This is a genomic window from Dyadobacter frigoris (genome assembly GCF_005280585.1).
GTDB classification, from domain to species: domain Bacteria; phylum Bacteroidota; class Bacteroidia; order Cytophagales; family Spirosomataceae; genus Dyadobacter; species Dyadobacter frigoris.
Genome location: NZ_SZVO01000012.1, coordinates 214,954 through 235,415 on the forward strand (window position 1 = coordinate 214,954; position 20,462 = coordinate 235,415).

The window sequence follows — 20,462 nt, forward strand, 5'->3', positions numbered from 1 at the left end:
TTGGAAAAAAGTTTTAATTGATGCTAAATAAGACTCTGGGTGATGTTTTTATTAGAAGAAATCTGATGATAATTATATTTTAAAAGCGCCCTTGCTAATCGGATTTACGAATTTTTTGATCAGTATCACGATTTGTTATTACAAATGTTTTACGCCGATTCTCAACGCTTTCAAACCGATTACGCCCTGTAATTCTTCCAGTTCAAGATATTCCAGATTATTGTCAAGCAGACCCATTTCCTGTAAATCGCTGATGTATTCAACGTATTCTTCGGCTTCGTGGTCATTGAAATAAACCAGGGCTATTTTTCCCGGCTGCGTCAGGCGCTCACGGCTGTCGCGCACGAGGGCTTTGTCAATCCGTTTTTTGATTATTTCATAACGAATATTGTATGCTCCTTCCACGTCAAATCTGCGCTCGTCATTCCTAAAATTGATATTGATCGCATTAGAATGAATAAATATCATCTGGGTGGTCCTGAGCGGCTTTTCCATTTGGGGCAAAAGCTTTTCAGTTAACCTCGCGATTTCTGCCATCGAAGTCAATTGCCATAGACGCAGGTTTTTAAGATAGATTTCATCAAACGGTTTTTCCGGCGCCATGGATTGCCCGATGTACATATCATACTCAATGCCATCGGTTCTGAATTTTTCAAAATAAAACGGATAAGCTGATTTCAATGATTTCTGAGCGTTCTCAATATAACCTGCAACGGAAGTATTAATCAGCTGAAGAGAACTTTCCAGTTTTCTTCGGTTTTCAAAAGCCATTCCGGCAGTTTCATCCAACGCCGCAAAATAGAAGTCAACAATATCTTTTGCAACCGGATATTCTATTTTTATACGGTTCAAAAACGGATTCACTTCCGCATCCAGAAAACGGTTTAATGCAATTTCATCAGCAGAAGAAAGATATTCATTGATTTCGGAAGACCATCTGTCGCAGGCACAAACCAGCGTTTCTGCGGTTTCCATTTTAATCATTTTTTTAAGCGAACTTAAAGTCCCCGTTAAAAGTGTAAGCTGATTTTTGATATCTTCTTTAACTGCCCGGTTACGCTCAAAAGTGGAATTACGAATGTCAATAGCTCCGTACAAAGGATGAACTTTTTCAAATGTAACGGTTTCTATATCAGCTATTTTTGTGTTTCCTATACTTTTTTCGAGATAATGCCACGCTGCCTGATTAAATTTCCATTGTACCGAAGGTTGAAGCGGCGTGAACTTGTCACGGATGATCGTTTCAATCTTGGCATCAAATTCCTCGGTACTATATTTTAACAGCTGAGCGATTAATGGAAGCGCTGTTTGTAACCTGGAAAAAATAGCGTCATCCAGCAAAACGTCATCTTTTGAAAAAACTTCCAGAATTCCCGCCATCGTTTTGTTATAAAAAACAGGAACCAGCGCATAAGAAGAAATTCCTTCTGCAATCAGCAATTTTAAAAGTGGATGTTCCGAAAGCGAGTCTTTTGACAAATGGTTGAAAACGACCATTTCCGGATTTGCAAAATATTCTGTGACCAACGTATCAAAAGTTTGCTGAGTCATCCCGTATTTTTTGGCAGCCTCAACAACCATACTCTGCGAACATTCTGCTTTGGCGACAACAAACTTCCCATTGATTTGAAAAGACGGAATTAACCCAAAATCAATCTTATCATTTCCGGCTAGTGTTTTTAACGCCTGAATGACGGATTCATTTTTGCAAGTATGATATTCATGATTCACCAAAACGCCTCTGATGATTTCCGTCGCCTGGGCAGCGGTAACATCGATCATCGTAATAACAGAAAAACCTTCAAACCGGAAGCTTCTCAACGGCAACAATTCTTCAAGCGGTGCCGTGTCTGCACCTTCCAAAAGGTAAGGTTCCATCGCTTTGTAATCCAGCTGCGGCAAGTTTCCCTTTGGCTGAATATCTATGAAACGGGTATCTGTGTAAATCGAGTAGGATTTAGGCAGATTTGTCGTTACATCGGTATATTGATACAAAACCTCGTTTTTCGCATGGGTCGGTATTTTGTACAGGCGATCCAGAATTAGTCTGTACAGATACTGCGTCTGCTGATTTTTATACAATTCTACCGGGCTGATTGTGATGTCAGGGCCGGAAGAAGTTTGCTGGGTAAGAAAATTGTAAAATCCGTCGGTACTGAAAAATATTTTGTCAGGAATCGGTGTGCTCAATGCCCAGAAATGTTCCTTTTCATTGGTTGCCAAAGGTGTCAGAATCATATAAACCAATTCCATCAGCTCCTTATACCTTGCCGAATCCCGGATCATGACAGCAGATCCTTTGGTCATTTCATTTTCAAACTTGCTGATCACATACCTGTAAAATTCAGATTTTACCGAAGGCTGATCTTTCAGCATATTTTTCAAATGCACCACAAAAGGCCGGAAAGATAAAGCAGACTCCATCGCAGCAGGCCTGAAATCGTTATTTTTGATTTCAAAGGTTTTCCGCTGTATGGAAGATTGGTCGGTATAAGATTTTGCCAGATACATTTCCTTTTTGCTTTACACTTTGTTTTGACTCCTTTTATTCGGTAGCTGAATTGAGGATATAATTAGACAAGCGATATTATTGAATGATCGTTCCAGATGTGAGGAATAATATGGAAATAATTCAAAATTTCTTTAAATAATTAAATATTTTAAAAAAATGATTAAAAAAGACTTAACATGTAGGTAATTTAAATTCCAGATTACTTATTATTGTAACCGATAGGTACAATTGTATATACTATCGAATATGGCTATACGTTAGTCAGTCTTTACTTTGAAAAATTAAATAGAATCTTTTTATTAACTTATTTTATATTGTTTTACCAACTAAAATAAAGTGAAATATTACCAACATTGTGACTATACAAACCTTTGTTGTATGCCGTACATGGTTTTTGGGTATAGGAAATACTGAAATTGTCAATACTAAGTACAGTTCCAAAATCCATTTCAGCAATAAAATGATTTATATTGGAGCTGAAGGCAGGTTCTGTTTTGCGTTCCAACTCGGTTTTCCGTTGAATTCCTCCATGCATGATCGCGTTACTTGCAAGCAAAGTGAACTTTGGTTTTATAAAGAAATAAAACTGCATTTTCCTTTTTGTCCCGCTGGCGGACACCGTGCTGAACTGACTAAAAAAGCCATTAAAGTAAGGATTCATTTTTCCGATACGGATTAATGGATAAATCGTAATGGAATTGGTCATGGTGCCTGCCGAGATTTGCGCTCCTGCAATAATTTCTGCAAACTGCTTAATCCCGGTCAGTTGCTTTTCTGCTATGAAATTTGCGTTTAGCAGGGCTTTTGAATTACAGTGGTTTTGCCAGCCCATTGGCGTTTCGTCGTGGATGACATGGTGAATCCATACATGTGTCTGTCGGGCAAATGATGCGGGGCCTCGTATACCGGCGACAAGTTCGGTCTGGAAATTGTATTTTTTGTCTTTGTTATAAGAGGAAAGTGAATGCGTAATGAAAAGTGCGCCGGAGTAGGTAACTTTTGTGATCTTATGGCCAAAATTTATTTGGCAGCGTATAGAAAAGATCTTCCTATTATTAAAATCAGAATATCAAAAAGAAGAATGCAAAATGCAGCAGATTCAAATGAGAAGTTTTGGCTATTCTACCGGCTCCGATAATTCCGATTGTCATGATGATTTCTTTTTGTTAGGAAAAAGTCCCGTGGCATACCTTACATTAACTATACAAAAATAGAATTTAACATGTTGATATAAAATGTCTTGATGCAGGTTGGTGTTGTATATATGAATGGTTTTATACTCGTTTTATCAGCTGCCTTTGGTATCATTATACGTACAACATCTCAATCAATCTGCAAGTTGCTTGTTATCTGTTCTTATCTTTTCATTCTTTTTTTCAAAGTCCGATAGAAAAATTTTATCCCAGAAAACTGAACTTACACCATAACCTTTATGTGCATCTGCGTAATGATGCAGCATGTGATGATCTTTTAATTTTTTCCAGTATTTATTTTTAAAATTGGCATGATGAAAAGCATAATGCATCATATCGTAGCATAGATAACCAGTAATAAATGCCGAGAAAAATGCTGCCAGCTGAGCCGGATCAAGAAATAGAGAAAACAAAAGGTAAAAACCTGTCGAAAGCGGAATACTTACCGACGGTGGGAGAACAAGACGCCGGGCATCGCTGGGATAATCATGATGGACACCATGAAAAATAAAATGAACCCGTTCCATCCACTTGACACCGGGCATTGGTTCGAGATGAAAAATGAATCGGTGCATGACATATTCGGTAAGCGACCAGATAAATAATCCGAGCAAATAGTAGCTCAAAAACGGAATTATCTGCATTTTTTCGATCCCAAAGGCCTGATACGTGAAGTAAATTATAACAGGAATGAAAATGAAAAGTGGTACCGAAAAATGCACTTTGGACAGCGATTCCAGAAGATTGCTTTTGAACATTCTGACAGAATCTTTCGAATTGGAAATATAGTTTCTGGCCATCTCAGTTTGGTCTGTTAATCGATTTAATATTTATTTTTTTGCAAGCAGGGCAATAATTCACCGGCTTCCCATTTTTGGTATGAGGTTAATTCTCACGGCGATATTTATCAAAAAAATCGAGCCAAAGAATGTCAGGATTTTACAAAAAATAATGTTTCCGATCTTTTGAAATACTTTTCCTTTGTATAAATCAATATTCACAATAAGGTTACAGAATTTTGACCAGCTGAATTTCAGCTTTAAATTTTAGTCATCTGTGGACAGAATTCCCGGTTCTGAAATCGAGCAGTTCAAATCGTATTCTTTCGTGCTTATTTACATTAACAAATATCAGATTTGGATACACTTTTATAAATGGCTAATCGAGGGTTAAAGATGTACATATACCAGTTATTTTGAGAGGTCAAAGTTTCCGGAAATACATGGGCTTCCATTTAACAAATGATAAAAAGCGATGACGGCAGAAATTAAATTTCAACCGATTTTAACATAGGTGAAATTTTTTGATACGGATTCTGTTGAGTTTTGCATCATCAGAAATTAATTAGCAGCATTTAAAAAACAGAATCATGAAAAACAAAGCCCTTTTGACAGGAAATCTGCTCCCGGCATTTATTCTTAAAGACCAGGATGGGAATACTTTTTCCAGCGCAGATTATCTGGGTAAGAAAAAGATGGTTATTTATTTTTATCCAAAAGATGAAAGTGCAGTTTGTACTAAGGAAGCCTGTGCCTTTCGGGATAGTTACGCGGATTATCAGGATGCTGGAGCTATGGTGATCGGAATAAATTCCGGCACGGTAGCAAGTCATAAAGCATTTCAGCAGCACCACCGTTTGCCATTTACTTTGCTAAGCGATCCGGACAATAAGTTGCTTAAAGCTTTTGGTATAAAAAATGTACTTTTCCTGACCGGTCGGGAGACCTTTGTAATTGATTTGAATGGGGAAATAGTATTTAAGTTTCGCGGTTTCTTAAACGGAAACGCGCACTCCGAAAAAGTTCTCGGATTTTTGAATTCAAATCAAGATTAATAAGGCCTGTTGTTAATACAAAAAAATCTTAGCAATATCTAGCAGTAGAAAACATTCTACAAAGAAATATTATTATTTCTACCTGTTTTAAAGAATTGCTTACGTACTTTTGCGTCGTTCTAATATACATTATTGTATTTAAGCACTATTCCTTTATTCTTTCTTCTGGAAAAAGGAATACAAAACGTTGAGTGTAATGCATAACACCTACCTTGAAATCAAAGTAGGTGTTTTTTTGTTCAAGGTGCTATAAAATAAATGTCAGGCTGAAAACAGAGAAGCGTAATCATTTATAAAATTATCAAAACCCCGGGCCTCGTTTCCAGTGGCTTCCTTAACACCCGATTTTACTTCAGCAGCTTCTCCAAGTTTGTAATGCGCATAATCTTCAACCAGTCCTTCCGCCTGCCATTCAGGAAAACCGACATGCAAAAGCGTTTGTTTCAAAGCTTTTGGCGTGATATTGATAAATTCAATTTTGCGGCCCACGGCTACTGAAAGTTTTTCGGCCATTTGATTATGTGTCAGTGATTCGGGGCCGGTAAGGTCATATGTTTTACCTTCGTGCGCTGCGAATGACAATGCTTCTCCGGCAACTGCTGCAATATCGCGGGTATCAATCATGCTGATTTTGGCATCGCCGATGGCACCAAAAAACTGATTTTGTTTGATAATGGTTTCCCGAAAACCCAAAAGTCCCTGCATAAATAAATTGGGTCGTAAAAACGTGTAGGTCATTCCGGATTCTTTGATCAGATTTTCGATAACGGCATGATATCTCAAAAAGCGGACAGTGGAATTTACATCCGCAGCCCACTGGGAAAGTTTTACGATGTGTTTTACACCGGCACGGGCGGCTGCGTTTACAAAAGCAGTTTGCTGCTGCTCGGCTAGTTCAGAAGAATTGGTTAATAAAAATGCTTTTTCGATTCCTTTCAAGGCATTTTCGAGGGATACGGTATCGTTAAAATCTCCCAAAACAACTTCTGTGCCGGGAAAAGTTAGTGACTCAAGATCTTTGGCGTGATCCATCGAGCGGACCATAGCGCGGAAAGGAATCCCCTTTGAGGCTAAATATTTTGTGAGCTCTTTTCCGATATTTCCCGTGGCGCCGGTGATAAGAATACTGGCTGATTTTGACTGTGGCATGTTTTTAATGTTTATGTGATTAATAACTAATATGTCAAAAGTACAGCTGCGTTTGCCGGGGAAATTGTAAGAAAACGAAATCCGGTTAATCCGCGCGAACTGAAAACAAATAATTATATCTAACTTTCATTGTCATATTGTTTAAACAAATCCATACCCAAAGCAGTCGGAAATCGAAAAAGATGGAACCAGCTGGAATTCATATTGATGTAGATGCGCCACTGAATGAGGTGATTAAATATTTGTACTGTATCCAGACTCCGGTGGATTTTGAAACCACATACCAGCATTTATCACCGAATCTGGAAATGATGCTCATCTTCAATTTTGGAAAGCCTGTTGGCTTTTCTTTTGCTGATAATACGTCTGCTGATCTGAAAATCAATAAAGTTGCAGTAATTGGGCCGTTGAGGAAAATGCTTACTTATGAATTGCAGCCGGAAACAAATCTGATCGTTGTTGTATTTAATCCGCAAGGTTTTTACAGATTAATGCAGCTTCCGATGGATGGAATGGGGGAGAGTGATCTTATTGATCCGGATGAATTATTACAAATAACAGGTTTTCTTGCTTTATGGAAACAGCTTGATAGTTTGCCTTCATTAGAAGACAAAATCGTTTTGTTAAAGGAGTACGGACTCAATTTTATTCAGGATGCCGATCATGCTACTTCACCTTTGTTAAAGGGAATTGATTATTTTGAAAATCCGATGATTCAGCCTGTGCGGGCAATTGCAATGGATTCAGATCTTTCGGAACGAACGATTCAGTTGCGTTTTAAAAAATATCTTGGTTATTCTCCCAAAGAATTGCTCCGTTTTTTACGTTTCAAAAAGATAATAAGCAGCATTTTGAAGCTTGAAAATCAGGAAGTTGACTGGCACGGACTTGTTGAAGAATTTGGTTATCACGATCAAAGTCATTTAATTAAAGATTTTCACCATTACCTGGGCACTACGCCTCATAAGTTTGTAAGGGAAATCGTCGGAAAAGAGTTTTGTATGAGCAGGGAAGGCAAATTTTATTCCTGACAACGGTTTCTATAATTATGATAATACGGGAATATTAAGTTAACTAGCGCCTTTTCTCAGTTTAACTTACCGATAATGGCGAATTTCCAGGTCTTTAAAAGCAGCACAAAAAATCAGTATTATTATCTTTTAAAAGCAACCGGAAATTCCCAGTTAATTCTTTCCTGTGAAGGCTTTACTTCAAAACAAAATTGTCTGGATGCCATAAAATACATCCGCGAAAGAGCTGCGGACGATGAATTTTATGAAAGAACGAGCAGTTATCTGAACTACATTTTCGTAGTAAAAGCAGCCGACGGAACGGTTATTGGTAAAGGGGAACATTACACGATCGAAAGTGCCAGGGAAAATAGTATCGAAATGATTAAAAGCGGATCAGAAAAAGCAGTTGTTCAGGATTTCTGCTAAATGAATATTCCGAAAGTTTGACGGTAATGATTAAACACCTATACTTGTATAATCATTGACTAATCAAGTATATGTCAGCAATAAATGAGTCGCTTACTATTTTAATGAATCTTGCGAAAGTCCAGTCCATTGTTTCCCGGCGTTTTGACCGCCTGAATATGCATGGAATTGGTTTTACGGATTTTATGATTTTGTATTTTTTAAACCAGTCGGCCGGACAAAGTATGCGTCGGATTGATCTTGCTGAAAAGGCGGGAATAACTGCCTCGGGAATAACCAGGACACTTTTGCCATTGGAAAAAATTGGGCTGGTGGGCAGGGAGACAAATGGAAGAGATGCGAGGGTTAGTTATGTCATACTTACGGAAGCCGGGAAACAGCTGTTTAACAATGCCAGCGGAACTGCCAATGCATTGGCAACGGAGATTATTTCCGCTGAAAATGCAGCAAATAATGGCATGTTATTTGAATTATTGACACAATTAGGTGGTAACATAAATTGAAATAAAAGCCGATGGAAACTTCATTTTTACCTTCAATAATGCCAGCTGAAAAGCTGAAAGCAGTAGAAAAAGCACTGTTGGATACCTTTGGTGATGTGAATCTTACCGACGTCACTTCGATAAAAGGCGGACTTTCAGGTTCGCTGGTTTACAAGATTGCAATGGATAGCCAGAGTTATATCTTAAAAATTGATATGGATGCAAGTCCTGTTTCGGGTGATAATACTTTTAATTGTTTGGAAACTGCTTCTCAGGCTGGTGTCGCTCCAAAAGTTTATTATTTGAATAAATCAGAGGGAATATCCGTTACCGCATTTATAAATAATGTGCCTTTGCGGGCTGTTTATAATTCGCCGGATTTACTATTTACGGAGCTCGCAAAAACGATCAGGCTTATACATCAAATGCCTCTTTTTGAAAAAGAAAAAAACTTACTGGTCACAATTGATACACTGGTTACGGAGTTCAGGAAATCGGGAATGCTGGCAGGGCCTATTCTGGATGAATGTTTTGACTATTTTGATGTGATCCGAAAACATTATCCCTGGCACGACAGCGATAATGTTTCCAGTCACAATGATTTGAATCCGAGCAATATAACTTGCGATGGAGAAAGGATCTGGGTTATAGATTGGGATGTGGCGTCCCAAAGTGACCGTTATGTTGACCTTGCCACTACCGCTAATTTTTTCGTACATACGGACGAACAAGAAAGATATTTTCTGGAAAATTACTTTGAAGGTGTTTTGGATGAATATAAAACCGCCAGATTCTTTTTAATGCGGCAAACGTGCAGGATTGTTTATGCCATGCTAATGTTTAAACTGGCAGATAAATTGAAACCTGCGGGAGAAAACCATGGTAACGATATGGAAGTACCTGATTTAAAGGAAATCGGTGAGCGAATGCGTGCTGGTACCATGCAGATTTCTTCTTATGAAGGTCAGATGATTTTTGGAAAAGCAATGATTAATGAATCCTTGAAAAATATGCGATTGCCACGTTTCAATTTGTCTATTGATATCATGAACCGGTGAATTAAATTATCGTGTTTGTCCAAGCGGTCTCAACACGATTTCGTTTACACTGATATTTCCGGGCTGGCTGATAGCATATATAACAGCGTTAGAAATGGCCTCTTCCTCCATTTTTGGCATATTCTGTAAATTACTGAAAGCGGATTTTATCATCGGGCTGGTAATGTCGTGACCTAACTCTGACTTTGTAGCACCGGGAAAAACAGTGGTTACCTTTATCGTTCGGGCAACTTCTTCACGCAGGGTTTCCATTATTGCTTTTACTGCAAACTTGGTTCCGCTATACACGCCAATGCCGGGCGTGGTTTTGATCCCGCCAACAGAAGAAGTTGCCAGAATATGGCCCTGACCTCTTCGCAGCATGTGTGGTAAAACGGCATTGATTCCGTACAAAACGCCTTTAATATTTATATCAATCATTTGGTCCCATTCCTCTACATGCCCTTCTTCAAAAAAAGAAACCGGCATAATACCAGCATTATTCCAGAATACATCCACATCTCCGAATCTGTCAATTGTTTGCCTCACCAGATTGTCCAGATCAGAACGTTTGCTTACATCCGTTACCACATACATGGCATTTTCGCCCAGTTCTTCGGCCAAAAGTTTTAGCTGATCTTCTCTTCTGGCTGCCAGAACTACCTTTGCTCCAAGTTTTATCAGTTTGCGAGCTGTGGCTGCGCCTATACCACTGCTTGCTCCGGTAATGACGATTACTTTATTTTCGATATTTTCCATTTCTTAATTTTGGTAAACCTGTAAATAGTATCTTTCAGATGCTGTTAATTTATTTATGATTTTCAGCAATACAAATTTAGATTTGGACTCAGGAATTTAAATTATGCCAATCAAATACATCGTTATGAATTGGCGACGAGCGTTTTCTTTTTCGTTTAAATTTAAAGTGGCAGTAAACTTTAATGCTTTTTGATACCGCGAAAATTGTGAAGTTGATCATCACATCTCAAAGTCAATATTTTAACTATGTGGCCAACAGCAGAGCCACTCCAATTAATTTTGACAAACACTTTTATTAGGTAGTTACCATACCAGAACGCTTGTCAAAATTGAAAAAAAGAACGTAACCAGTGATTGTTCGAACGAAACAATTATATTTTCAGTAACATTGGTCGCACCGACAGAGGGTATAATAAGTGCTGTGAAGACACAGGCTGTTTATTTTGCAGTAATTCCCAAATTTTCAGAAGATACAAAAGTGAAATTTGAGGTTATTTATTAAATCTGAGAAATTCGCTTCTTAAATATCTATTGTATTTTGGCAATCACCTTCTGCAAAACATGATGACGGAACGACAGTAATCATAACGACCGCAGTCTGCAACATCGCCGGTTCAGGGGTAAAATTCCCGATCAGAAGGTCCCTATTATGTGGAAAGTGGAAATATAAAAAAATCCAGTCGGAATCTGGACAGGAGTTGACTCCATCGAAATTACACGGATCAAAAGATTGAAATAAAACTGCTTCTATATTAACAGATCAAAAATATCTTAAAGTTTATAATCAGATTCCATCTTGGAAATATTGTATTGCAGTTAACAAAAAGCCAGGGTTTTATACGGCTCATATTTTGCAGAAAAGCGGCAGATAATTGGTTGCTTCAAAACATCGAATTCTATTTTCACATTTAAATAGTTCAAGTGAACAATTTGGCTATTTCGGATTTTTGGCTTCTAAATTAGTCAAAAACCATAAATTATTTATTTTATTTTTGGATTTGTTCAAGCTGATAACGTTCCCGGTTTCGTTTGCGTAGAAAAACCTTTATTTGTGTTTGGTATTATCTGAAAAGGTCATGTAATTAACTTTTGCCTTGGTCAGGTGTTTAAACGGGATTCGCGGAATAATTCAATTAATGTCATTTTGAATTGAAATAATTTTTGCTGAACTATATTAAATTGACCAAAAGATAATTCAATCTCTAAATCGGGTTTTACGTTGATAAATAAATATATTATAACTGGTTTTTTTGTAATATGGTTAAGTTGGGCTGATAATACTTTTACTCAGAAAATCGATCGGAAGTTGGTTGTAAACAGGCATAATGTACAAGTTAAATCAGTAGACACGCTGTCTTCGCTAACCATCGGAAATGGAAAGTTTGCTTTTACCGTGGATGTTACCGGACTGCAATCTTTTCCGGAATATTATGCCAAAGGAGTTCCGCTTGGAACACAGTCGGAGTGGGGCTGGCATTCATTTCCCAATTCTGATGAATTGAAATTCAGCGAAACTTTGAAACCCTATAATTTTAACGGACATCCCAATAGCCTGTATTCAGTGCAAATAAATGAACCGGCAAGAAATAGAAAGGCAGTAAATTATTTCAGAGAAAATCCTGCACGACTTCAATTGGGAAACGTCGGTTTTGAAATTATTAAAAAGGATGGTTCTGTTGCAAAGCCACAAGACATTCAGGCAATAAATCAGGAACTGAATGTATGGACAGGACAGATTACAAGCAATTTTTCGGTTGAAGGATCAGCGGTAAAAGTTATTACCTACGCTGACGCGGAGAAAGATATTATTGCGGTGAAGATTGAATCAGAATTACTTAAATCAAAAAGGCTGAAAATCAGGTTCAGATTTCCTTACCCGACAAATCAGTTTACAGACGTCGGCACAAATTATACTAACAATTCTTCGCATCAAACAGTGTTAAGCCAGCCAGATGAATTATCCGCTTTGTTTAGCCGCAAGCTCGATAATGATCAATATTATGTAACGGCGAAGTGGAAAGACGATGCCACAATTAGTAAAACAGGTGATCATGATTTCAATCTGCTCCCAAATGCGAACGGCAGTTTTGAAATTTCTGTGTCGTTTTCACCAGAAAAAACGATCAATCCGAATTCAACATTTAATGAAATTGAGAAAAGCAGTGTGTCTGGCTGGGAGAAATTTTGGTTGTCGGGAGCAGCAATCGATTTAAAAGGAAGTACGGATAACCGCGCGGATGAGCTTGAAAGGCGGATTATTCTTTCCCAATATCTGACGCGGGTGCAATGTGCCGGAAATTTTCCTCCGCAAGAAACCGGGCTAACTTACAATAGCTGGTTCGGGAAACCGCATATGGAAATGTACTGGTGGCACGCGGCACACTATGCTCTCTGGGGACGAACAGATTTGCTGGAAAAGGGAATGAACTGGTATTTTAGTGCCTATGAAGGTGCAGTAGATATTGCCAAAAGGCAAGGATACAAAGGTGTCAGGTGGCAAAAGATGACGGATCATGCCGGTGTCGAATCGCCATGGTCGGTAGGTTCTTTTCTTATCTGGCAGCAGCCGCATGTGATTTATCTGGCAGAATTGATTTATCGTAATAATCCGTCTAAAGCTGTTCTGGAAAAATACCAGAAGCTGATTTTTGGCAGTGCCGAATTCATGGCCTCGTTTGCAGAGTATGATCCTGCCACCAATCGGTACAATCTGGGAAAGGGCATTATACCTGCTCAGGAATGTTATAATCCACTTGAAACGTTCAATTCACCATATGAACTTGCCTACTGGAAATGGGCTTTACAAGTTGCCCAGAAGTGGCGGGTTCGCTTAGGAATGCAGCCGGATAAAGAATGGCAAAATGTGATCGAAAAACTCACGCCTCTTGCTCAAAAAGATGGGGTTTATAAAGCTGCCGAAAGTGTTGAAGATTCATATTCTCCCGAAAGCAAATATACGATTGATCATCCGGCTGTACTTGCTGCCCTGAGCACTCTTCCGTCAAACGAATTTGTTGATACGCAGATCATGCAGAAAACGTATGATACCATTGAAAAAGTCTGGCATTGGGAGCGTACCTGGGGCTGGGATTTTCCTATGATTGCGATGACTGCTACGCGTCTTCATCAGCCGGAGGAAGCGATAGACGCACTTTTTAAAAATATAACCACCAATACTTATTTGCCAAACGGCCACAATTATCAGGATAAAAGACTTACGATCTATTTGCCCGGAAATGGTGGTTTGCTTGCTGCTATCGCCTTAATGTGCGCAGGTTTTGGCGATAATAAAATCCCTGATCCGGGCTTTCCCAAAAACGGAAAGTGGAAAGTAAGATGGGAAGGCCTTAAACCACAACCCTGATATCAGATGAATTATTTAAAATTAATACTGGCCGTTATTTTTTTTCTTTTGGTTAAAAAAGATGTGGTCGCACAGGATAAAATATTGCCAAAAACGATAACCGTAGCGCAGGATGGAAGTGGAAATTATAAGACCATTCAGGAAGCTGTAAATTCTGTAAGAGATTTGGGGCAGGAGCGGGTGAAAATTTACATAAAGAAAGGTACGTATCGCGAAAAACTGGTGATTCCGTCCTGGAAAACGGCGATTTCACTTATCGGCGAAGATGCTGCCAATACGATTATTACACATAATGATTATTCCGGAAAACCGGTTGAGAGGCCGGGGAAAGATCTGTTTGGCAATGAAAAATTTGTAACCTACACAACTTTTACCGTTTTGGTGCAAGGGAATGATTTCGCAGCCGAAAACCTGACGATCGAAAATAGTTCGGGAAGAGTGGGGCAGGCGCGGTAGCACTCCATGTGGAGGCGGATCGGTGTGTGATTAAAAATTGTCGGATGCTGGGAAATCAGGACACGCTTTATGCCGCTGGCGAAAATACCCGGCAATATTTTCAGGATTGTTATATTGAAGGAACCGTTGATTTTATTTTTGGAGAAGCAACAGCCGTTTTTCAAAATTGTATCATTAAAAGTCTGTCTGATTCCTATGTAACGGCCGCTTCAACGCGCCCGGGACAACGATTCGGATTTGTGTTTTTTAATTGCAAACTTATCTCGGATGCATCCGCGCAAAAGGTATTTCTGGGACGACCGTGGCGACCTTTTGCCAAAACCGTTTTTATTAAATCTGATCTAGGCCCGCATATTTTTCCGGCGGGCTGGGATCCGTGGACAGGCGATGTTATGTTTTCCGAAAAAACAAAAACTGCGTATTATGCGGAATTTGGAAATACAGGAAATGGTGCAACGATAAAGGAACGGGTTAAATGGTCGAGACAGCTGACCGCAAAAGAAGCGGACGGGTATACAGTTGAGAAAATTCTTGGCGGTTATGATCACTGGAATCCGCTGGGTGTTAAGTGAAAAGGTGGCATTTGATTATCTGTGAGGCTTGTTTTATTAAATAATAGATTGAAATGAAAAATGCAATGATAAAAAATTCGATAATAACTGCGCTTATCCTGGGAATATTTTCGTACGGCTTTGCTCAGCAAAAAGTCTGGAAATCATCTTCTGAGCCCGTTAAAGAAATGGAGCTGCTTCGAAAGAAAATTATAGCACCAAAATTTCAAAAACGGGAGTTTCTGTTAACCAGTTATGGAGCAATTGGTGACGGAAAAACAAGTAATACAGCTGCATTTAAAAAAGCGATTGAAGATTGTAACAAAAAAGGCGGAGGCCGGGTGATTATTCCGGCTGGTACTTTTTTAACGGGTGCAATCTATCTGAAAAGTAATGTAGATCTTCATCTGGACGATCAGGCAAAAATTATTTTTAGCCGTGATCCCAAGGAATATCCAATTGTTTTTACGCGATGGGAAGGTATGGAGTGTATGAATTATTCGTCACTTATATATGCTTACGGTGAAGAAAATATTGCGGTAACAGGAAATGGTATCATTGATGGCAACGCGGATAATGAAAACTGGTGGAACTGGAATGGGAGTAAAAAATTTGGATGGAAAGAAGGTTTGCCAAAACAGACACCTGCCCGTGATGCACTCCATGCAGAAATGAAAAAGGAAACCGATCCAGGAAAACGCATTTTTGGAGAGGGGCATTATCTGCGCCCAAATTTGATTCAGCCTTATAATTGTAAAAATGTTTTGATTTCGGGTGTGCAGATGATCAATTCGCCCATGTGGTTTATCAATCCGGTATTATGTGAAAATGTGATTGTTGAAAAGGTGAAAATTGTTTCTCACGGCCCTAATAACGACGGCTGCGATCCGGAATCCTGTAAAAATGTTTTGATCAAAGATTGTCTTTTTGATACTGGTGATGATTGTATCGCGATTAAATCCGGAAGAGATGAGGACGGACGCAGAATTGCGCGTCCGGCTGAAAACCATATTATTGAAGGTTGTGAAATGAAAGACGGCCACGGCGGCGTTGTTATTGGAAGCGAAATAGCCAGCGGTGCCAGAAATATTTATGCGATCAATTGTACCATGGACAGCCCTCAACTTGAACGTGTATTAAGACTTAAAACGAGCTCTTCACGTGGTGGGATTATTGAAAATATTTTTATGAAAGACGTAAAAGTAGGCACTTATAAGGACGCTGCGATTACCTGTAATATGTTTTATGAAAACCCCGGCAAGTTTATTCCAACCATCCGGAACATTTGGGTAGAAAACCTGGACGTTGCCAGGGGAGGAGAATATGGCATTTTTGTAAACGCTTACGAATCTTCACCAGTTCAAAACCTGAGACTAGTAAATTGTGATTTCAGAGGCGTAAAAGTTCCGATGAAAATGGATTTTGTGAAAGGACTTTCGCTGGATCATGTAACGATTAACGGGGCGAGTGCGGTTGTTTTGGAGAAATTTAAATAGATAACTCAAAATGGTTAGTAGTCCGTTACAAGCGAGCCTATATTTTTGGTACGAAGTGTTCGAAGAACACCATGCACAACGACGATCTTTTTCAAAATAAGTTGTTGAGGATTATAAAAAAGAATTTTTCAAAGTTACTTACTCCTTTCCAAAGCCATTTTGGTTGCCAGACCGGTAAGGACAGTTGCCATAAACCATTTCTGAATTTTGATCCAGGCAGGTTTTCTGGCAAACCATTGTGCCATTGCAGATGCGCTCAATACGATGATAAAGTTCACTGTCAGGCTGATAAGTATTTGTGTGATACCTAATTGAAAGCTTTGTGCCATCACTGAGCCATTCTCTAATTTAATGAATTGAGGAAAAAAGGAAAGATAAAAAACGGCCACTTTGGGATTCAAAACATTAGTGAAAAATCCCATGCTGAATAATCTGGCAGGTTTATCTGCTTCCAGATTTGTTTGCACTTCAAATAGACTTTTACTACCCGGTTTGACCGACTGATAAGCCAAATAAACCAGATAAATTGTTCCGGCTGTTTTCAGTAATGTATATACAAAAGGAATTGTAAAAAGAACAGCGGTAAGGCCAAAGGATACCATGACAATGTGAAAAAGGAATCCGAAAATTACCCCGCTTAGTGAAATTAATCCTGCGGCTTTTCCCTGAGTAATGGAGCGGGATATAAGATAAATCATGTTTGGTCCCGGGCTGATTACCAGTATCAGTGCAGCAAGTCCAAATAATAAAAGATCAGATGTTTGTACCATAATTAAAATTTCGTTTTCCAAAATTGGCAATTAACTGGACTGTTATGGTGATCCGGTTTTTTAATTTATAGTAGTCCAATTTTGTATGTCTTCCTATAAATCATTGCTGGCAAGTTATCTGTAATTTCTCTTTTTTATGTAATTTCTTTCTACTTTACCGGTTGAATCCTGTTTTGTATGACCTACTCGATTTCGCATGTACAACCCCTTATTGACCGGTCTCGCTGGCGGCGGATCTTTTCTTCTTGCCTTTTTACTCTTTAAGCATCCGAAAGATAATAATTTGAATGCCAGCCGGTGGCTTGGTGTTTTCGTAATCAGTTTTGCATTCTCGCTTTTGGAAATTTTTGTTCATGATCTGGGTTTGCAGAACGTGTATCCTAAGGCGATGATCCTGATGGAATTAAGCCGGTTTTTAGCAGCGCCAACGCTCTATTTGAGTGTAGCTTACTTCACTGCGCCTGCCAAAACCTTTACCTGGAAATTTTTTTGGCACTTTTTACCTTTTTTGTTTTTCTTATCTTTCCAATTGCCCCGTATCGTGATTGGCAATAATGTAGAGATTCCTGATAAAATGCTTGCCCGGATTATCTTCACAATTTTCGCCGCGGCTTTTCCTGTTCAAATCAGTGTCTACTGGATTCTCAGTTACCGAAAGCTGCATCGGCACAAGCAAAATATCAATCAAATGGCTTCATCCACCGAGTCTATCAACCTCTTATGGCTTACTAATTTTCTTTATGTGGTTGTTGCAATAGTATTGATCTGGCTCAATCTGGCCTTTTTCAGGATTCCAGGGGTTTTCGATTACACGCCTGCTTTCTATTTGGTAAGCATTTATTTTCTGGCGTACTATTCTTTAAAACAAAAAGAGATTTACGCATATCCGCAACAAACCCTGAAAGAACTGGAAGTAATTATTAATCAGGATACTGCAATTAAAACGGAGAAACAAAAACGCCTGTCGGACACGCAAATAAACCATCTTAAAGGAAAGCTTGAAAAATTGATGGATAAGGAGAAAGTCTATCTGAACAATGAACTAAGTCTGCCGGCCCTGGCAAAAAGAATGGAGAGTTCAATTCACGAGTTATCGTTTCTGATCAACGACGTTTACGGTGAAAATTTCTTTTCTTTTGTTAACAGGTATCGCGTAGAAGAAGCGAAGGGATTATTGTTGTCAGACAACGCCGATCCGCGAAATATGCTGGATATAGCATTTGAATCGGGATTTAATTCAAAGACTTCGTTCAATACGTCGTTTAAAAAATTGACCGGACTTTCTCCAACGGATTTTCTAAGATCTTTCGAAAAATAATTTCAAAACCATGTCTCATCGATTCAAGGTGGCATAAAAATGCGTTCTTTTGGATAAATCCGAACGCAGGGCACACACTAAACGGCAACATTGGGTCAATAATCACCACAAACCGACTACAAAATGACCCGTTTTTTTCTGTCAGCTATTTGGCTTTTGATTCTCATCGCATTTGCATATGCTCCGGCGCAAGCCCGGCACGACACTACTCCTAAAAATATAGAGGAGCTAAAAAAAATGCTGACTGCCGAAATGGACAAACAACATGTTCTGGGTATGATGCTCACCATGGTCAATAAGGATTCAGTATTATGCATCACAGGCCTGGGTTTCTCCGATTTTGAAAAGAAGTTACCAGTTAATGAAAATGTACTTTTTAGGGGTTCCTCAATAACCAAAATGTTTGTAGCGGCTGCCGTTCTGAATTTAGTAAAAGAAGGAAAGCTAAGGCTTGATTCGAGACTCAAAGACATAGCGCCAAATATTCGGTTTAAGAATAATTGGGAAGCCACCAGTCCAATCACAATCGACAAATTACTAGAACATACCACAGGTTTTAGCGACAAGTCACCTTTTGAGGAATATAATTTTTCTTCCCATAGCTATACAAGTTTTGAGACGGTAGAGTTGTTTGAAAAATTTATGTCCTCAAAATGGATCCCCGGCCAGAGACACGCGTATTCCAGTGTTAATTACGCTATTCTTGATTACGTTATTGAACATGTTTCGGGGAAATCAACAAAGGATTATTTAAAAACGGAGGTATTCGCCAAATTTGGCATGCCTGATGCGAATTTAAACCTGACCGGTGATGGAACGGCCCGATATAGCAAAGGATATGTATGGAAAGGAAATGGTTTTTCATTGGTTCCGCATCAACCCGCTTTTAGCAGTGGTTACAGCTCATTGAATGTCAGTGCTGTTGATTTGGCTCATGCTTTGAAAATGTATCTGAATGGTTGGGAACAGCCTTATGGCAAATTTTTAGACAAAAAGAATCTGGCAAATTCGGAAGTCCCTCACACCTATTTATCAGCAAAGGCGGGACTTAAAAATACATATGCGTATGGAAACGAAAGCAATGAGTTGGAAGGAATCACATTTAGGGGACATCGGGGTGCCATTGGAGGGTTTCTCTCTGTTTTTCTATACAACCGTGCGCTGGTACTGGGTTATGCATTTGCGCTGAACACGCACAATGAAGATTTTTACCGCTTTGCAGATAGGCTGATCAGTCAATATTTACTCAGGGATACCGTCAAGCCAGTACCTGCAAAAGTTTATCCACTCAATCAGCAAACAATTGAACCCTTTTTGGGATATTACCGCTATGCTAATCCAAGCCAGTTGTACAGTGGTTTTTTCGAAAGCCTGACTAACACGATTCAAATTAAACAAACGGATCATTTTCTGGATGTAAGCATCATTGGGCGCGGGCAAATGAAATGGCAGGCAACGGATGAAAATGCTCGGTTTTATAAAAATATTAATGCAACAAACCCTCACATTTCATTCTTAAGGGATAGCGCAGGAAATCCGGCAATTTCGGATGGTACAATGTATTTTGAAAAGATTTCTGCCTTGCAAGCGTGGGTACCGATCATTCTTTTTGTCGCCAGTGCAATGTTATTAACCTCCGCTTTGATTTTTGGCCTTGTAAACAGCATCCTATTAATTTTAAAAAAGAGCAGCAGAAAACAGTGGTTACTTCGCCTGGCACCGGCATTTGCTGCCCTTTCTCTTTTGCTGTCACTGTACGTACTTTCGCAGCTTTTTGGATATATGAGAGAGGCTTTGCCAATGGACGGCCTTCATCGGGCCTGGATGATTGGGAATTACGGCTTTGTTATTTTTACAATGATCAGCTGTGTAATACTTGTGCTGCAATGGAGAAATATCAGGAGCGTTCTGTTAAAAGTCTACCTGGCATTCACTTGCGTGGGCGGCATTTATATAATAGCACTTCAGCTCGTATCGTCTGTTATTTAAAGAAATTCGGCAATTCAGTTTGTTTCTATAATTTTGAATTACAAATCCGCTGCCGGATCTTTTGTCTCAAACGAAAACGATTTGATAGTTTGAGGTGAAACCGTTGAAATAAA

General features: G+C 39.0%; 15 protein-coding genes and 1 pseudogene. 10 read left to right on the forward strand and 6 right to left on the reverse strand.

Going from position 1 to position 20,462, the window contains the following annotated elements; genetic code table 11:
* Positions 1-138 precede the first annotated feature (138 nt).
* The 3 genes from FDK13_RS24185 to FDK13_RS24195 all read right to left on the reverse strand — a co-directional run bounded on the left by FDK13_RS24185 (position 139) and on the right by FDK13_RS24195 (position 4,505).
* The gene (locus FDK13_RS24185) at positions 139-2,511 is read right to left on the reverse strand and encodes a GAF domain-containing protein (RefSeq protein WP_137342583.1); all 2,373 of its coding nucleotides are present in this window, start codon (positions 2,509-2,511) and stop codon (positions 139-141) included.
* Between the two features lie 320 nt (positions 2,512-2,831).
* On the reverse strand, positions 2,832-3,557 hold the full coding sequence (locus tag FDK13_RS24190) for a lipid A-modifier LpxR family protein (RefSeq protein WP_137342584.1): 726 nt from the start codon (positions 3,555-3,557) through the stop codon (positions 2,832-2,834).
* Between the two features lie 282 nt (positions 3,558-3,839).
* The gene (locus FDK13_RS24195; protein ID WP_137342585.1) at positions 3,840-4,505 is read right to left on the reverse strand and encodes a sterol desaturase family protein; all 666 of its coding nucleotides are present in this window, start codon (positions 4,503-4,505) and stop codon (positions 3,840-3,842) included.
* A gap of 569 nt (positions 4,506-5,074) precedes the next feature.
* Between FDK13_RS24195 and FDK13_RS24200 the strand changes: the two genes are divergently transcribed.
* Entirely contained in the window at positions 5,075-5,539 is a 465-nt protein-coding gene (locus FDK13_RS24200) for a peroxiredoxin (RefSeq protein WP_137342586.1), read from the forward strand.
* Positions 5,540-5,800: 261 nt separating this feature from the next.
* Here the strand turns inward: FDK13_RS24200 and FDK13_RS24205 are convergent, their stop codons facing one another.
* On the reverse strand, positions 5,801-6,688 hold the full coding sequence (locus FDK13_RS24205) for an SDR family oxidoreductase (RefSeq protein WP_137342587.1): 888 nt from the start codon (positions 6,686-6,688) through the stop codon (positions 5,801-5,803).
* Between the two features lie 182 nt (positions 6,689-6,870).
* Between FDK13_RS24205 and FDK13_RS24210 the strand changes: the two genes are divergently transcribed.
* The 4 genes from FDK13_RS24210 (at position 6,871) to FDK13_RS24225 (ending at position 9,667) form a co-directional block, all read left to right on the forward strand.
* Complete coding sequence (locus FDK13_RS24210) at positions 6,871-7,719, forward strand: helix-turn-helix domain-containing protein (protein WP_137342588.1); 849 nt, start codon at positions 6,871-6,873, stop codon at positions 7,717-7,719.
* Positions 7,720-7,794: 75 nt separating this feature from the next.
* Complete coding sequence (locus FDK13_RS24215; protein ID WP_137342589.1) at positions 7,795-8,127, forward strand: YegP family protein; 333 nt, start codon at positions 7,795-7,797, stop codon at positions 8,125-8,127.
* Between the two features lie 71 nt (positions 8,128-8,198).
* Positions 8,199-8,630, forward strand: coding sequence for a MarR family winged helix-turn-helix transcriptional regulator (locus FDK13_RS24220; RefSeq protein WP_220417415.1), 432 nt, complete (start codon positions 8,199-8,201; stop codon positions 8,628-8,630).
* Positions 8,631-8,641: 11 nt separating this feature from the next.
* Positions 8,642-9,667, forward strand: coding sequence for a phosphotransferase (locus FDK13_RS24225; protein ID WP_137342590.1), 1,026 nt, complete (start codon positions 8,642-8,644; stop codon positions 9,665-9,667).
* 6 nt (positions 9,668-9,673) lie between these two features.
* On the opposite strand, the gene FDK13_RS24230 is transcribed toward FDK13_RS24225, so the two are convergent.
* Entirely contained in the window at positions 9,674-10,405 is a 732-nt protein-coding gene (locus FDK13_RS24230) for an SDR family oxidoreductase (protein ID WP_137342591.1), read from the reverse strand.
* A 1,219-nt stretch (positions 10,406-11,624) separates the two neighbouring features.
* On the opposite strand from FDK13_RS24230, the gene FDK13_RS24235 reads away from it, so the two are divergent.
* The 3 genes and pseudogenes from FDK13_RS24235 to FDK13_RS24245 all read left to right on the forward strand — a co-directional run bounded on the left by FDK13_RS24235 (position 11,625) and on the right by FDK13_RS24245 (position 16,272).
* Complete coding sequence (locus tag FDK13_RS24235) at positions 11,625-13,769, forward strand: hypothetical protein (RefSeq protein ID WP_220417416.1); 2,145 nt, start codon at positions 11,625-11,627, stop codon at positions 13,767-13,769.
* Positions 13,770-13,775: 6 nt separating this feature from the next.
* Positions 13,776-14,797: pseudogene (locus FDK13_RS24240) on the forward strand (pectinesterase family protein).
* A 53-nt stretch (positions 14,798-14,850) separates the two neighbouring features.
* A complete protein-coding gene (locus FDK13_RS24245; RefSeq protein WP_137342592.1) occupies positions 14,851-16,272 on the forward strand; it encodes a glycoside hydrolase family 28 protein in 1,422 nt (473 codons plus the stop codon).
* A 134-nt stretch (positions 16,273-16,406) separates the two neighbouring features.
* Here the strand turns inward: FDK13_RS24245 and FDK13_RS24250 are convergent, their stop codons facing one another.
* Positions 16,407-17,042 carry a LysE family translocator gene (locus FDK13_RS24250; RefSeq protein ID WP_137342593.1) on the reverse strand — a complete coding sequence of 212 codons (636 nt, stop codon included), beginning with the start codon at positions 17,040-17,042 and terminating at the stop codon, positions 16,407-16,409.
* Between the two features lie 196 nt (positions 17,043-17,238).
* On the opposite strand from FDK13_RS24250, the gene FDK13_RS24255 reads away from it, so the two are divergent.
* Together FDK13_RS24255 and FDK13_RS24260 are read left to right on the forward strand one after the other, a co-directional pair.
* A complete protein-coding gene (locus FDK13_RS24255; RefSeq protein ID WP_137342594.1) occupies positions 17,239-18,360 on the forward strand; it encodes an AraC family transcriptional regulator in 1,122 nt (373 codons plus the stop codon).
* 123 nt (positions 18,361-18,483) lie between these two features.
* Positions 18,484-20,349, forward strand: coding sequence for a serine hydrolase domain-containing protein (locus FDK13_RS24260; RefSeq protein ID WP_137342595.1), 1,866 nt, complete (start codon positions 18,484-18,486; stop codon positions 20,347-20,349).
* The last annotated feature ends 113 nt before the right edge of the window (positions 20,350-20,462 follow it).

What these genes read in the sequence shown, in the direction of transcription:
- FDK13_RS24230 (WP_137342591.1), bottom strand. Translation starts at nt 10,405, where the DNA reads ATGGAAAATATCGAAAATAAAGTAATCGTCATTACCGGAGCAAGCAGT.
- FDK13_RS24250 (WP_137342593.1), bottom strand. Translation starts at nt 17,042, where the DNA reads ATGGTACAAACATCTGATCTTTTATTATTTGGACTTGCTGCACTGATA.
- FDK13_RS24185 (WP_137342583.1), bottom strand. Translation starts at nt 2,511, where the DNA reads ATGTATCTGGCAAAATCTTATACCGACCAATCTTCCATACAGCGGAAA.
- FDK13_RS24260 (WP_137342595.1), top strand. Translation starts at nt 18,484, where the DNA reads ATGACCCGTTTTTTTCTGTCAGCTATTTGGCTTTTGATTCTCATCGCA.
- FDK13_RS24195 (WP_137342585.1), bottom strand. Translation starts at nt 4,505, where the DNA reads ATGGCCAGAAACTATATTTCCAATTCGAAAGATTCTGTCAGAATGTTC.
- FDK13_RS24225 (WP_137342590.1), top strand. Translation starts at nt 8,642, where the DNA reads ATGGAAACTTCATTTTTACCTTCAATAATGCCAGCTGAAAAGCTGAAA.
- FDK13_RS24255 (WP_137342594.1), top strand. Translation starts at nt 17,239, where the DNA reads ATGTACAACCCCTTATTGACCGGTCTCGCTGGCGGCGGATCTTTTCTT.
- FDK13_RS24220 (WP_220417415.1), top strand. Translation starts at nt 8,199, where the DNA reads ATGTCAGCAATAAATGAGTCGCTTACTATTTTAATGAATCTTGCGAAA.
- FDK13_RS24245 (WP_137342592.1), top strand. Translation starts at nt 14,851, where the DNA reads ATGAAAAATGCAATGATAAAAAATTCGATAATAACTGCGCTTATCCTG.
- FDK13_RS24200 (WP_137342586.1), top strand. Translation starts at nt 5,075, where the DNA reads ATGAAAAACAAAGCCCTTTTGACAGGAAATCTGCTCCCGGCATTTATT.
- FDK13_RS24210 (WP_137342588.1), top strand. Translation starts at nt 6,871, where the DNA reads ATGGAACCAGCTGGAATTCATATTGATGTAGATGCGCCACTGAATGAG.
- FDK13_RS24215 (WP_137342589.1), top strand. Translation starts at nt 7,795, where the DNA reads ATGGCGAATTTCCAGGTCTTTAAAAGCAGCACAAAAAATCAGTATTAT.
- FDK13_RS24205 (WP_137342587.1), bottom strand. Translation starts at nt 6,688, where the DNA reads ATGCCACAGTCAAAATCAGCCAGTATTCTTATCACCGGCGCCACGGGA.